This window comes from Collinsella sp. BIOML-A6 (genome assembly GCF_009875845.1).
Lineage (GTDB): Bacteria > Actinomycetota > Coriobacteriia > Coriobacteriales > Coriobacteriaceae > Collinsella > Collinsella aerofaciens_H.
On sequence record NZ_WWSL01000010.1, the window covers coordinates 42,280 to 55,834 of the forward strand.

8 protein-coding genes are annotated in these 13,555 nt (G+C 59.3%); 4 read left to right on the forward strand and 4 right to left on the reverse strand.

Features of this window, described 5'->3' with window-relative positions; translation table 11 throughout:
- Positions 1-189: 189 nt before the first annotated feature.
- Positions 190-1,242 carry a 23S rRNA (adenine(2503)-C(2))-methyltransferase RlmN gene (gene rlmN / locus GT495_RS04790; RefSeq protein ID WP_161161689.1) on the reverse strand — a complete coding sequence of 351 codons (1,053 nt, stop codon included), beginning with the start codon at positions 1,240-1,242 and terminating at the stop codon, positions 190-192.
- 85 nt (positions 1,243-1,327) lie between these two features.
- On the opposite strand from rlmN, the gene GT495_RS04795 reads away from it, so the two are divergent.
- Both GT495_RS04795 and GT495_RS04800 read left to right on the forward strand, forming a co-directional pair.
- Positions 1,328-2,293: a D-alanine--D-alanine ligase gene (locus GT495_RS04795; RefSeq protein WP_161161690.1), complete on the forward strand. Its 966-nt coding sequence runs from the start codon at positions 1,328-1,330 to the stop codon at positions 2,291-2,293.
- Entirely contained in the window at positions 2,287-5,181 is a 2,895-nt protein-coding gene (locus tag GT495_RS04800; RefSeq protein ID WP_161161691.1) for a helicase C-terminal domain-containing protein, read from the forward strand. The genes GT495_RS04795 and GT495_RS04800 overlap by 7 nt, the downstream gene beginning before the upstream one ends.
- Here the strand turns inward: GT495_RS04800 and GT495_RS04805 are convergent.
- Positions 5,178-6,095, reverse strand: coding sequence for a YafY family protein (locus GT495_RS04805; protein ID WP_161161692.1), 918 nt, complete (start codon positions 6,093-6,095; stop codon positions 5,178-5,180). The genes GT495_RS04800 and GT495_RS04805 overlap by 4 nt on opposite strands.
- On the reverse strand, positions 6,082-7,104 hold the full coding sequence (locus tag GT495_RS04810; protein WP_161161693.1) for a YafY family protein: 1,023 nt from the start codon (positions 7,102-7,104) through the stop codon (positions 6,082-6,084). The genes GT495_RS04805 and GT495_RS04810 overlap by 14 nt, the downstream gene beginning before the upstream one ends.
- 198 nt (positions 7,105-7,302) lie before the next feature.
- Between GT495_RS04810 and GT495_RS04815 the strand changes: the two genes are divergently transcribed.
- Both GT495_RS04815 and GT495_RS04820 read left to right on the forward strand, forming a co-directional pair.
- A complete protein-coding gene (locus GT495_RS04815) occupies positions 7,303-10,419 on the forward strand; it encodes a hypothetical protein (protein ID WP_161161694.1) in 3,117 nt (1,038 codons plus the stop codon).
- A gap of 22 nt (positions 10,420-10,441) precedes the next feature.
- Positions 10,442-10,660 carry a hypothetical protein gene (locus GT495_RS04820; protein ID WP_161161695.1) on the forward strand — a complete coding sequence of 73 codons (219 nt, stop codon included), beginning with the start codon at positions 10,442-10,444 and terminating at the stop codon, positions 10,658-10,660.
- A 65-nt stretch (positions 10,661-10,725) separates the two neighbouring features.
- Here GT495_RS04820 and GT495_RS04825 read toward each other — a convergent pair whose 3' ends face one another.
- Complete coding sequence (locus GT495_RS04825; protein WP_240128099.1) at positions 10,726-13,551, reverse strand: collagen binding domain-containing protein; 2,826 nt, start codon at positions 13,549-13,551, stop codon at positions 10,726-10,728.
- Between the last annotated feature and the right edge of the window lie 4 nt (positions 13,552-13,555).

Here is a 13,555-nt window from a genome sequence, read left to right on the forward strand (position 1 = left end):
AATTACTTGCCTTATTTGATGGGGCCCTTGTCTGATTCATGAGATAAGGACCCCTTATTTTTGCTATAAAACTAAGCCTACGTAAATCAAATCCAATTATATGAATACAAATGAGACAGCCCTTGTTGCATTATTTGCAACAAGGGCTGCCGGATGTTTCACATGAAACGTTATGGGGCACAGTCTCCCCTATGCGTTCTTCTGAACCTTGAAACGTTGCTTCAGCTGACCGCAGGCGGCATCAATATCATTGCCGCGAGAATTACGGATCGTGGTCTCGATGCCACGAGACTCAAGGCGGCGCTGAAGATCCTCGACCTTATGAATCGGCGACGGCTTGAGCGGGCTGCCCTCAATGTCGTTAAGCTGAATCAGGTTAACGTGGCACAGCGTTCCCTCGCAGAAGTCGCAAAGCGCCTGCATCTCGGGATTCGTATCGTTGACGCCTTCGATCATGGCATACTCATAGGTCGGGCGGCGGCCCGTCTTCTCGGTGTAGAGCTGAAGCGCCTCGTGAAGGCGGAGCAGCGTGTACTTTTTAACACCGGGCATGAGCTTATTGCGCGTCGACTGGATGGCGGAATGCAGGGAAACGGCAAGCGTGAACTGCTCGGGGATATCGGCAAATTTGCGAATACCGGGAATAACGCCGCTCGTGGAGACAGTGAGGTGACGGGCTCCGATACCGATGCCGTCCGGGTCGTTGAGGATTCGGAGGGCCTTGAGAACCTCGTCGTAGTTAGCAAACGGCTCGCCCTGGCCCATGAAGACAACGCTCGTGGCCCGCTCGCCAAAGTCGTTGGATACATGAAGCACCTGGTCGACGATTTCCTGAGCTGTCAGCGCGCGCTTGAGGCCGTTAAGGCCGGTGGCGCAAAAGGCGCAGCCCATGCCACAGCCTGCCTGGGTGGAAACGCAGACGGAAAGCTTGTTACGACGGGGCATACCGACAGTCTCGACGGAAATGCCGTCGTGGTACTCGAGCAGATACTTGCGAGAGCCATCTTTGGATACCTGCTTGGTGAGCTCGGTCGGCGTATCAAAGGCAAAAGCCTCTTTAAGCTGCTCGCGGAAAGCCTTGGGAAGGTTGGTCATATCATCAAACGAACAAACGTTCTTCTCAAAGACCCATTCGATGAGCTGCTTCGCGCGGAAAGCGGGCTGGCCGAGTTCTGCCACGAGCTCGCGAATATCGTTTTGGCTCAAGTCGCGAATGTCCTGAGATTTAGTCCTGGGATTCATGGAAGCCTTTCGATTTTGGGGAAACGTAGAGGGTATCGCTACAATATGGTATCAGCTGCAGAAATTATAGAGGAGGAGTCTGCCCATGCCGGGTAAAAGCCTAGAGAACATGCACGTAGCGGTCTTGGCGGGCGGTCATTCCGCTGAGCGCGAGATCTCGCTCAATTCGGGAAAGAACGTCGTGGCGGCCTTGAAGGAGGCCGGCTACACTTCGGTGGAGCTGCTCGACACAGCTGCCGATAATTTTATGGTAACCATGGCGACCGGTGGCTTTGACGTGGCGTTTATCGCCATGCACGGTGCCGGCGGCGAGGATGGTGCCATGCAGGGTGCCATGGAGACCCTGGGTATCCCCTACACGGCCTCGGGCGTGCTTGCCAGCGCCTGCGGTGCCGACAAGGAGGTCTCTAAGATCCTGTACGCCAAGGCGGGCATTCCCATTGCCCCCGGCTTGGCGATCGAGTCGGGCGATGAGATCGATATCGATCACATTGTCGAGGTTTGCGGCGAGCGCTGCTTTGTGAAGCCGGCCGTCAACGGTTCCAGCTATGGCATTTCCCTGGTCCATGAGCCATCCGAGCTGCCCGCGGCAATCGCCAAGGCGTTTAAGTACGGCGACAAAGTGCTGGTCGAGAAGTGCATCGAGGGTACCGAGATCACCGTCGGCGTATACGGCGAAGATGACGTGCGTGCTCTGCCGGTTGTTGAGATCCGTAAGCCCGAGGACTGCGAGTTCTACGACCTGGACGTGAAGTATGTGGACCCCGCGGATATCCATCGCATTCCGGCACAGATTTCACCCGAGAACTACGCTCGCGCCCAGGAGCTCGCCTGTGCTGCCCATAAGGCACTCGGCTGCCTGGGTATCTCGCGCAGCGACTTTATCGTGAGCGAGGATGGCCCCGTCATCCTCGAGACCAACACGATTCCCGGCATGACCGATATGTCGCTGTATCCGGATGAGATTCGCCACACCGATGACATGACGTTCCCGCAGGTCTGTGACAGTCTGATTCGTATGGGACTTCGTCGAGCGGGCACTGCATGCTAATCGAGGACGCTGTTTCGTCGGGAACGCCACAGTTTGTCATCGATTCCTACGCCACGCTTGCCGAGCGTGCCAAAACCCAATCGTTTGGTCTCATCGAGGAAGATGTTATCGTCCTCGATACCGAGACCACGGGTCTTTCGGTGCAGGACAACGAGCTTATCGAGATATCGGCGGCCCGCCTTTCTGGCCGCGAGGTTGTCGATCGGTTCGATACCTTCGTGCATCCCAAGCAGCTGATCCCCACCGAGATTACCGAACTCACGAGCATTACAAACGCCGATGTGGTGGATGCCCCATCGGCCGTCGATGCCGTGGCCGCTCTCGCCGATTTTGTCGGCGGCTGCCCGGTGATTGCGCATAACGCCACCTTTGACCGTTCGTTTATCGAGTCGGTCAAAGGCGGTGTCAACGTCAGCGACATCTGGATCGACTCGCTGGCACTGTCGCGCATCGCGCTTCCGCGCCTTGCCTCGCATAAGCTGTCTTTCATGGCCGACCTGTTTGGCTGCGACTCGGTGTCACATCGCGCCAACGCCGATGTCGACGCCCTGTGTGGTGTGTGGCGCGTGTTGCTCGTGGCGCTCACCGACTTGCCTCAGGGCATAATGGCGCGCCTGGCCGACATGCACCCCGACGTACCCTGGTCCTATCGTCCCATCTTCTCGTTCTTGGCGGGACAGAACCCCGGCTCCATCTTCTCTCTCAGCGCCGCCCGTGCCGACGTACTCAAGGCCGATCGGGCAGATGATCGCGTTGATGCGGACGAGCTACCGGTCCTTAAGATGCCGAGCCGTGAGGAAATCGAGGCGGACTATGCTCCGGGCGGTCTGGTTAATCGCATGTATCCCACGTACGAGCCGCGCGATGAGCAGATCGCGATGGCGCTCGAGGTCCGTGACGCGCTCGTTACGGGAACGCATCGCGTGATTGAGGCGGGGACGGGCGTCGGCAAGTCGATGGCTTACCTGGTGCCTTTTGCCGAGGCCGCGCGCCGCAACAACATCACGGTTGGTATCGCGACTAAATCGAATAATCTTGCCGACCAGCTCATGCATCATGAGCTGCCCAAACTTGCCGAGCAGCTGGACGGAGGCCTATCGTTTTGCGCCCTTAAGGGCTATGACCACTATCCATGCTTGCGCAAACTTGAGCGCATGAGCCGCGGCCAAGTCGAAATTACGACTAAGCGTGATCCTGCCGACACGCTTACGGCAGTCGCGGTCATCATGGCGTACGTGTGTCAGTCAGCCGATGGCGACCTCGACTCGCTCGGCATTCGCTGGCGCAGCGTCAACCGTCCCGACTTTACGACGGCGTCGCGCGAGTGCGCCCGTCGCCTATGCCCGTTTTTCCCCGATAAATGTTTGGTCCACGGCGCTCGCCGCCGTGCGGCGCATGCCGACGTGGTGGTCACCAACCATTCCCTGCTGTTCCGCAATGTCGCGGCCGAGGGTAGAATCTTGCCTCCGATTCGTCATTGGGTAATCGACGAGGCCCATTCCATCGAGCGCGAGGCGCGCCGTCAGTGGGCGCGCGTGGTGTCGGCGGATGAATCACGCACTCTGTTTGAGCGCCTGGGTGGCTCGAGCACCGGCGCACTAAGCCAGGTTTCCCGTGATTTGGCAACCTCCGAGGGCTCTACGCTCTATCTGGGCCTTACTGCCAAGGCGACGTCGACGGTTGCACGCGCGAGCATGGCAGTCGCTGACGTGTTCGATGGCGTTCGCGAGCTTGGCCGCCGTGCCCGTGGGGGGTATGACAATGCCAATCTATGGATTGGCCCCGAGTTGCGCGAATCTGACGACTGGCATGATTTCTTACAGTCGGCCTACACTGCCATCGACGCATTAGAACAAGCTGACAAGAGCGTCGACGCGCTGGTGCAAGCCGCAGCCGCCGACAAGCCCGAGGTTGTTGTCGACCTGGGTGATATCTCGCGCCGCCTGCACGAGCTGGCCGAGAACCTCAAACTCATCATTGATGGCACCGATGAACACTACGTGTATTCGCTGCAGGTCAATCGCAGACTGCGTGCCGGCGGAGAGTCAATGACCGCAGAGCGCATCGACATTGGCGAGGCCTTGGCAACCGAGTGGCTGCCCGAGGTCCACACGGCTATCTTTGCCTCGGCGACCATGACGGTGTCCAAAAGCTTCGAACACTTTAACCACGCCGTCGGCCTCGATCGAATCGGTGCATCGACATCATCGTCGCTGCACTTGGATTCGAGCTACGACTTCGATTCGAATATGGCCGTGGTCGTGGCAGGGGATATTCCCGATCCGCGCGATCGTGAGAGCTATCTTACGGCGCTCGAGCGCGTGCTGGTCGATGCCCATCTTGCCATGGGCGGATCGGTGCTCACGCTGTTCACCAACCGGCGTGACATGGAGGAACTGTACGCCCGCGTCGAGCCCAAGATGGCCCGTGCGGGTCTGGAGCTCAAATGCCAGCAGCGCAACTCATCTCCTCGTCGTCTGCGAGATCGCTTTATCAACGAACCGACCTCATCGCTCTTTGCACTTAAGGCCTTTTGGGAGGGGTTTGACGCCAGCGGCGAGACGCTGCGCTGCGTCATCATCCCCAAATTGCCGTTCTCGAGCCCCACGGACCCGCTCTCATGCGAGCGCAATCTGCGCGAAGACCGCGCTTGGGCGCGCTATTCGCTGCCCGAGGCCGTGCTCGAGGTCAAGCAGGCAGCCGGTCGTCTCATTCGGTCATCGACCGATTGTGGCGTACTCATCTTGGCCGACCCGCGCCTAGTGACGAAGGGCTACGGTAAGAAGTTCTTAACGTCGCTGCCCACGAGCTCCTATCAGCGCATCGAATCGGCGCAGATCGGGCACTATTTGCAACTGTGGCGTGCACGCCACGAGCGGCGCCGCTAAAGCGGACAGACGAGGGATTTTGCCATATCGCGCAGACGCCTTGACAGGGCGGGGTCATCCAAGATGCGGATGGCCCCGCCCGCTGCGATTACCTGGCTTAACAGCCAGCGCTCGGAGCCGTAATGCACGGTTACCATTGCCATGTCTGCCCCGCTGCGCTCGATTAGGGTGGTACCGGCCCAGTCCAGATGCTCCGCCATATCGAATGGCATCAAGAGCTTTGCGCTACGCCGCGCCCGGGCAAGGGAATCGTGGAAGGATGCAACGTCCGGAGTGTGCGGCACGACGGAGTCTTCCGTCAAGGTGAGGCCCTCGATTTTATCCATGCGATAGGTGCGCTGTTCATCGACCGCGACATCCCAGGCAATCAGATACGTTTGGTCGCCGTTTGTTATGATGCGCAAGGGGTCGACCAAACGCTCGCGCGCTTGTGTGTCGTCCATCGAGCGATACGAGATGCGGCAGCGAACGCCGTCCCGAATGGCGCAGCTCAGCTGCTGCCAGTGCGACCCGTGGTTGACGGTGTCAAAGACGCGCTGGTTATAGCCGAGATCATCGGGCAGGAGGGCATGTCGAAGCCGAGCCGCCGTCTGCGGTTCGATCCCCAACGATTCAAGTTCATGGTTGAGCACAGCACCCTCGGCGGCACTGAGGCGCAACGGTAGCACACGCCCAGCGTCGCCGGTGAGGACCACACGCTCGCCGTGACATTCACAGATGATGCGCGCGCCCGATTCTCGGTCCGCGAGCGTCGAGACGATCTCGAGAATCTCGTCGAGCGATACCCCCGTGATGTCAAAGCGACTGCAAATCTCGCTTCGTGTCATGCCGCTCTCGCCGGCGGCGTAGAGGGCCTCCATGATGTCGATGGCGCGCGAGAGTCTCTGCTCGCTGGTGAGTTTACGCACGGGCATGCTCGTGCACCGTCCTTTCGATGAGGTGATTCCACGCCTGCTTGAGAGAATCGGGGGCGACGGGCCTCATGCCATCCATGGCATGGGCCATGCAAAACGAGGCTGCGGCTTCAAAGTCGCGCACGTCAACGGTCCAGGTCCAACCTGCTACGGTGCGCATGAGCTCGCCTCGTCCGCGTGTGAGACCGCTGATCATATCGGCCTGCGCTTCACGCGCGAACGAGAACGTAGCCGCAACGGGTGGGCGGTCGGCAAAATCGAACTCAAAGAATAAGTAACCGTTGAGGTTGAAATCCGCAGGAATGGCGTAGCCTTTCGAAGGCCTCCAGGCGCGAATGATGCGGTCGCAGCGGAATGTTCTGACATTGCCGGTGGCATTGTCGAGGCCGCAGAAGTATGCCGTACCCTCGCGTTCGAACATGCCGTAGACGCAAACGGTTCGCTCGCGTTGTTCACCGCGTCCGTTTCGGTACAAAAAGCGCAGCGCGCAACGCTCGGCAAAGGCGCTCCACACCGCATCGACGGCGGGAGAGCGGCGGATCGGTGCCTCTCCTGTCGTCGACATGCCGGTGAGGTAGGCAATCTTGGAGCGAATGTCGGCAAGCGGCGCGGCAAAGGTGGATGAGCCTGCCGCGAGTGTCTGGTCGATGGCATTGAGCAGGATGTCGGCATCATCTGCGGTGATGAGACCGCCCGCGGCAAACGTGTGCTCGCGGTCGATCGTCCACGCGCTCTCCTCGGTTTCCTGCGCTCCGGCAGCACGAACCTCCCTGATAACGATGCCGCGTTCGAGCAGCTTGTCGCGATCGCGGCGGAACTTGCGTTTGTCTGAGTCGATATTGCCCGAGCCGTATCCCAAATCGGAATCCAGGACGATTTGCTCGGTCGTCAGCGGTTCGGGAGAACTGTTGAGTACAAAGAAAAGGTTGAGGATGCGCTGAGCCGTTTTATCGAAACCGGGCTCGGGTGTCCCCTTTTTAATTGTCGCGGTCGCGTCGCTTGCCGTCATAGAATCCTCGCATGAGAAGGTCGTTTGATGCCATGATTTTAGTCCGATATGGAGATTAGGCTATATCCTTGTCCGCTCGCGGCGTTAAGATGGCCCGAATTCGGTCGTTTGCGCTCGCTCGGGGTATACTTTCGACTATATACGGTTCTAATGTGCATGCATTGGGCCTATTTGTCGGATTATGGATGTGGAGCGCACATGGCGAACACCCAGAACTATATTAACCACCTGCTGCAGAACACCGGCATTACGCCGGCGTGCAGTGAAGAAGAGCGCCTGGCTGCCGAGGATATCGCTCAGATTTTCCGCAACCACGGCTTTGACCCCGAGGTGCAGGAATTTAATGCTCCCGCGCCCAGCAGGTTGGCGTTTGCCGTTACCGGTATCCTCGCGTTTGCCGGCGCCCTGCTGATGGGCATCGGTGGTGGTATCGGCTTGGTCGGCACCTTGCTGGCCATTGTCGGCGCCGTGCTCTACGTGCTCGAGCGCACGGGGCATCCCGTGGTTTCGCGCCTGGGAAAGACCGGTGTGAGCCAAAATGTCATCGCCTATCACAAGGCCTCGGGCCCGCTTGCGTCTCCGCGCAACCGCCCGGTCGTCGTGGTGGCTCACTATGATTCTCCCCGTGCCGAGCTCCTTGCTCGCGAGCCCTACGCTCCGTATCGCGCGCTCATCGCCAAGCTCCTGCCCATCGCCACGATCGCGCCCGCAGCTGTTGCCATCCTGCGTATCCTGCCGCTTCCCGGCGTGCTCAAGGTGCTGCTGTGGGTTGTCGCGATTTTGGCCTCCCTTGTGGCGCTGGCCAACGCCGCCAATATCATCTCCAACCGTTTTGTGCTTCCCTACACGTCTGGCGCGGTGTGCAACAAGTCCTCTGTTGCCGCCATGCTCGGCGTCATGGACAACGTTGCCCCCTATCAGGGCGAAAACGAGTTCCCCGACGACATCCCATTCGATACTTATTTTGGCGAGCAGAAGCGTCGCGCCGAGGAAATGGCGCGCGTGGCGGCCGAGTATGCCGCGGCCCAGCAGCAAAAGGACTATGGAAACACCATTGAATATGAGGAGCCTTCCTACGACGAGGACGAGTTTGGCCAGCCGATGGCGTCTGTCGATGTGCCCGAGCAGGACGATGCTTTTGATGGGCAGATCGATGGTTTTGAGGGTGCCTCTGCCGACGAGACACTGATCGGCGTTGTCGCGCCCGAGGCTCAAGACCAGACTGCCCAGGCCGAAGTGTCCACCGAGGAAAAGTCTTCCGCCGAGCCGGCAGAGGAGCCCACGGTGGTCGAAGTCGTCGAGCCCAAGCCCAGGCTCTATCGCAATGCCGCCGGCAATATCCGCTTTGGTTCGGATGCCATCCGTGCGCTCGGCATGCTTCCCGAGTCCTGCACGCTCGATTACGAAGAGGGCGAGGAGCCGACGTTTGAGCCGGAGCCTGCTCCCGCGGCCAATACGGCTGTTGCTCCCGCCGAGCCGGTCGCTGCCTCTGTTACTGCCACGGAGTCTGACGCAAAGACCGCACTCGATCCTGCAGCCGGTTTGGATATTCTGGCGCCTGCAGCTCCGGCACAGGTTGAAGACGAGACCGCCGACGAAGACTATGACGAGTATCCGCAGCGCGTGTCCTATGAGAGTGACACCGATTTCTCGGCCGAGCTTCCCTCGACAACGCCCCATGCCGATATCGCTTCCGCGTTCTCCTCGATTGGTGCCAGCGCTTCTAGCTTCTTTAAGGGCGCCCTTGCGAAGGGCAAGAAGTTCGTCGACGACTTTGAGGAAAAGCGCGCCGCTGCCCGCGAGGCCGCCGAGCGGGAGGCTATCGCCCAGCAGCGGGCCGCCGACGCCGAGCGTGAGCGTGCGGCACGGGAGTTCGAGCAGAGCGAGGCCGAGCGGCCGGAGCCTGTCGATGTCGCCGATGCCTCGACGTCCTTCGAGGCTCCGCAGACGACATCCACTGACGTTTCCGCGGCTACGACGTCCTCTGAGGCACAGCAGCCAGTCGATGGCACCATGTCATTTGATGCCACGATGACGTTTGAAAAGCAGGGCACCGCAATTGCCGAGCCCCTTCCCATCTCCGATGATGCCCGGGACGCCGCCGATGATTCGGTTGTCGACGAGGCCGATTCCGTTGAGGCCGGTGCACCCGAGCAGGTCGAGGCTCCTGCTATGGAGCAGGAATCCCCTGCGATTGACGAGGCTCCCAAGACGGATAAGTCCAGGCCTTATTCTACGCAGATCTTTACCATGCCCGCGCCGAGCGACCCCGGTGCCACGGTGGCCAATGTCGCTCCCGCGCAGGATGAGACAGTTGACTCCCTCATGGCGCAGATTTCGTCTCAGGTGCCTCCACGCCAGCAAATGAATATCCCCGATCCGGCCTCCGCGCCTGCGCCCTCTTCGTCACCGCTGGCCTCGGTCCCCGATCCGTCGCTGCCTTCGATGCAACAGACCAACGTCGCGTCCCGCACGGCGCTGTTCGATCTTCCCGATCCTTCGGCACAGACAAACGATCCCTTTGCGACGGCGCAGGGCCCCGAGCCCACATCGGCACCGGTCGCGGCCCCCATGCCCATCTCCTCGGGCGCACAGCCGCTCGAGACCATCTCGGCTCCTGCTTCGACGGGCGCCAAGCCGCAGAAGCGTGGCCTGGGCGGCTTGTTCGGTCGCAAAAAGAAGAACGATCAGGACAGCATGAGCGACTGGCTGGGCGTCGAGGACGATTACGATGCCAAGAAGTCTGGCCGCGGCATTGGCTCGTGGGATAACTTCGAGGATGACGACGATGGTTGGAAGGGCGGCGCCACCTCCTCCGATGGTGCCTCTGCCGAGGATATGCTCTCGGCCGTTGCCTCCATGGGTGACGATGAGCTGCTCGGCCACGATATCTGGTTCGTCGCAACGGGCGCGTCCGATTGCGACGGCGCTGGCATGAGGGCGTTTTTGGCCTCGCATCGTGAGAAGCTCCGCGGTGTGTTCTTCATCAACCTCGAGTCTATCGGTGCCGGCAGGCTTTCGGTGGTAACGGTCGAGGGTGAGCAGCAGCTGTTTAAGGGCGATCGACGCATCATGAATCTTGTCAGCAAGGTGTGTAAGTCGTTCCACGTCGATTGCGGTGCATTCGAGATGCCCTATGCAAAAACCGATGCATCCGCAGCGCTCGAGGCGAGCCGTCGTGCCCTTACGATCGCCGGTGTGGACGGCCCGCGCCTTGCCTGCGCTCGCACCGAGGATGACCTGCCGTACAACGTCAATCCGACCAATATCGCTACGGTGTCCGAGGTCGTGACCGAGGTCATTCGTCGTTCGTAGACAGATCCGCTAAGGAGTCAGCGTGTTTTCGTACATCAAGCGCCATTGGCCCATCTATCTGATTTTGACCCTGATCGCTATCGCATTGGGTTTTGGGGCCGCGTATGTCGTCGGCGTTAAGGGATCGACGCCCGAGACAACAATGAACGAAGAGGTGGACCAAGAGCAAAGTTTGGGCGCCGACGGTATTTCCGAGTCCGATCAGGCGGCCATCGATGGCGGTTCGTCATCTGCTGAATAGCCGATTCATTGGTTATGCCCAAGGCGGGCGAGCCGGGAGACTGGCTCGCCCGCTTTTTCATCGTGCTAGCGCTTCTTTATGGCTGACCGAAGGCGAGCGAACCATATGGCTGCAGTGCCCGAGGTCAGGAGTGCGGTGATGCATGCGGCGACGGCAACAGATCCCGTTGCCGGCAGGTTTTGGGGCCGGGCGCACCGTTGGATGACGCGGTCCTCATCATGCACCTCGAGTTTATCGCCACCGCCGTTGCGGCAAAGATCGACGCGCGCGCTGTTGGCAAGCGCGGTTTGGGGCGTATAGGACGACGTTGCCTGCATATGCACGACTGCGCCTCGGGCATCCGAGTTAAGGGCCGCCTTGGCATCGTCAAGATCGTCGTGTTCGTCTTTCAGGTCATCTCGGGTCCAAGAGCCCGCCTCGCTTCTAGTTGTAAACTCGGCGGCTACCGCACCGTATTCAAAACGGATGCCCGTGATGATGACGTCGTCTGCAAGATCAAGCTCTTTCGTATCGAGCGTGACGGACTTGTCCGTCGGGATATCTGCTTTCCATAGGTGCCACCCGTCGTAATCGACGAGACGCGCATCGTCGCCCAGCAGCTTTGTAACCTCTTCCGTTTCGAGCCAAGGATTGCGATGCCCGTCGTCAAGCGTTGCATTGGCCTCCTTGCCCGAATCGCTTGTTCCTGCCGGAGATGTTCGATACCACACGTTGCACAGCCCGTTGAGGTCGCCGATGGCGACAGGGGTTTCAACTGAGACGAATCTCGCCGTATCGTCCTCGGCACACTCAAGATCATCGGTAATTGTGAACTCATCAACCCAGGTAGCTGAATCGTTTCGAGCGTCGATGATATAGGAGAAAAGTCCATCCGTATTGGTTTGCGTCGCGGCGCGATTTTTACCATCGCCGTTGGCCATCAGACCCTTCCCGATAGGTTGGACAAGCTCCTGACGCTTGTCGACCTGTCCTTTGATCTCGATGGGCGCATCCTTCATCGCGACGGATTGGACTTCTCCCGTGGCCTTTACTTCAAACGTTATCTCCTCGGCGAGGTCGTAGGTCCGCGGAGACATCGTTTCGCGCAACGAGTAGGTGCCGGGTGCAAGATGTTCGACGCGGTGCGGCTTGTCAGATGAGGTCCAGGAGTCGATTTCGGTTTTATCGGGACCATATAAGGTGAGCCGTGCGCCTTCCACTTCCTGTTCACCGCTTGCATCGACCTTGGAAATATCAACCTTGGTGTAATCGTCGGATACGTTAAGCCGTGCTTCCACAACGGGTGTTTTCTGGTCGGTATAAGTAAGGTCGACAATATGGGGTGTCCGATCGAGTAAGAAGCCTGTCGGCGCTTGAGTCTCGACAACCTCGTAGCGTGCGGTGCCAGATCCCAGCGGGAGGTTGTCTGCGCATGCTTCTCCGGTTTCATCAGTCGTGACGGTCGCGACGGTCTCACCACCGACCGCGGCGATACCACCGTCGGGACGCACGATATCACCCGAGGCACGGATCTCAAAGATGGCGCCCGCGAGGCTGCTGCCGTCCACGGCATTGGTTTTAACGATCCTGATGTTTCCGGTCGCGGCGCGGTCATAATACGAGGCGATTGCGACGGGTGTTAGGTTTATGTCGGCGGGTATGTTTACCTCGATCTCTTCGCCGACAAGATAGGGCTCTTTGGCCGAGGTTTCGCGTACATAATAGGTGCCCGGCACGAGCGATTCGGGCAGTGTGACGGTGCCCGTCGCATCGGTCGTAAAGGTGTTCATTACGTTATGTGTTGGATACCAGCATGTTTGCGAGACAGGTTTGTGATTGCTGTCGAGTAGTTGGAAGGTAAATCCGGCTAGGGGAACAGAGGCGCCTGTTTGGGCATCGCGTTTTACAATCTGGAGATGCGTCGACAGGGCGTGGTTGTCCACGATATATTGAAGCTCGGCGCCGTCGGAAATCTGGTTGGCCTCGACGGTCCATTCCCCTGCTTGCTTAAATCCTTCAGGGACCGTTTCTGCAACCTCGCGAACGGTGTAGCCCGCGCGGTCGTAGGGAATGGCACCGTGAGCGCCGGCGGGTCGCTTGCCTGTGCCAAACCATGCTTCGGGTTGGTCCTTGGTGGAGGCAAAGCCGTAGACGTTTGTGGTCAACGTGCCGACGACTTGTTGGGAGCTATTGCTGACAACTTCAAAGACGACGCCTCTCGCCGGCTGTTCAAGGCCGGACTCATCGTTATTGCCATGGTCCTTGAACTTCGAGATTTCAAGGTCAAAGGCGATGGGGATGTTGGGAATACGGCTTTCGAGCTCAACGATGCCCGTATCTCCGAGTTGCTCGGCACCGACGGTGTAGCTCCAACAGTCGTCTGAAATCAGGTAGCCCTCGGGAGCTTTCGATTCATAGATGGCAAAGGTGCCCAGAGGAACGTCATTGAGGATCGCCCGTCCGTTTTCGTCGGTCGTAAGGGTGCGAGTCCAGCCGGGAGTTGATTGCGAGACGCAGGTGAATTCAGCGCCCGCAAGCGACGCCCCAACTTGGGCTCCGCCATCTGTGGCGGCATCGGTTTTTGCAATACGCAAGGTGATGGTGCCGGGCTGCTCGTTAATAGTGACATGTTCACCGCTGTTTTGTGTGGTAAAGGCTATTCGGTCGCCTCGAGGGATATAGCCTGCCGGGGCTTTGGTTTCAACCAAGTAATATGCCGTATTGGGCAAAAGCGTTGCTTGTGCATGCCCGTTTTCGTCCGTCTGGATAGTGCCGACACGTGCATCGCCCGCACTTTCAAAGATATCGAAGGTTGCGCTACCGAGTCTGTAGGTGTCGTTACCGGCGGTGATGTCAGCCTGGGACGATTGTTTTTGGAAAGATACGGAGACGGCGGGCAGAACATAGAGCATGTCC

Bases quoted from the DNA above. Each gene is read 5' to 3' on its own strand.
- rlmN (WP_161161689.1), bottom strand. From the start codon at position 1,242: ATGAATCCCAGGACTAAATCTCAGGACATTCGCGACTTGAGCCAAAAC.
- GT495_RS04800 (WP_161161691.1), top strand. From the start codon at position 2,287: ATGCTAATCGAGGACGCTGTTTCGTCGGGAACGCCACAGTTTGTCATC.
- GT495_RS04825 (WP_240128099.1), bottom strand. From the start codon at position 13,551: ATGCTCTATGTTCTGCCCGCCGTCTCCGTATCTTTCCAAAAACAATCG.
- GT495_RS04795 (WP_161161690.1), top strand. From the start codon at position 1,328: ATGCCGGGTAAAAGCCTAGAGAACATGCACGTAGCGGTCTTGGCGGGC.
- GT495_RS04815 (WP_161161694.1), top strand. From the start codon at position 7,303: ATGGCGAACACCCAGAACTATATTAACCACCTGCTGCAGAACACCGGC.
- GT495_RS04805 (WP_161161692.1), bottom strand. From the start codon at position 6,095: ATGCCCGTGCGTAAACTCACCAGCGAGCAGAGACTCTCGCGCGCCATC.
- GT495_RS04810 (WP_161161693.1), bottom strand. From the start codon at position 7,104: ATGACGGCAAGCGACGCGACCGCGACAATTAAAAAGGGGACACCCGAG.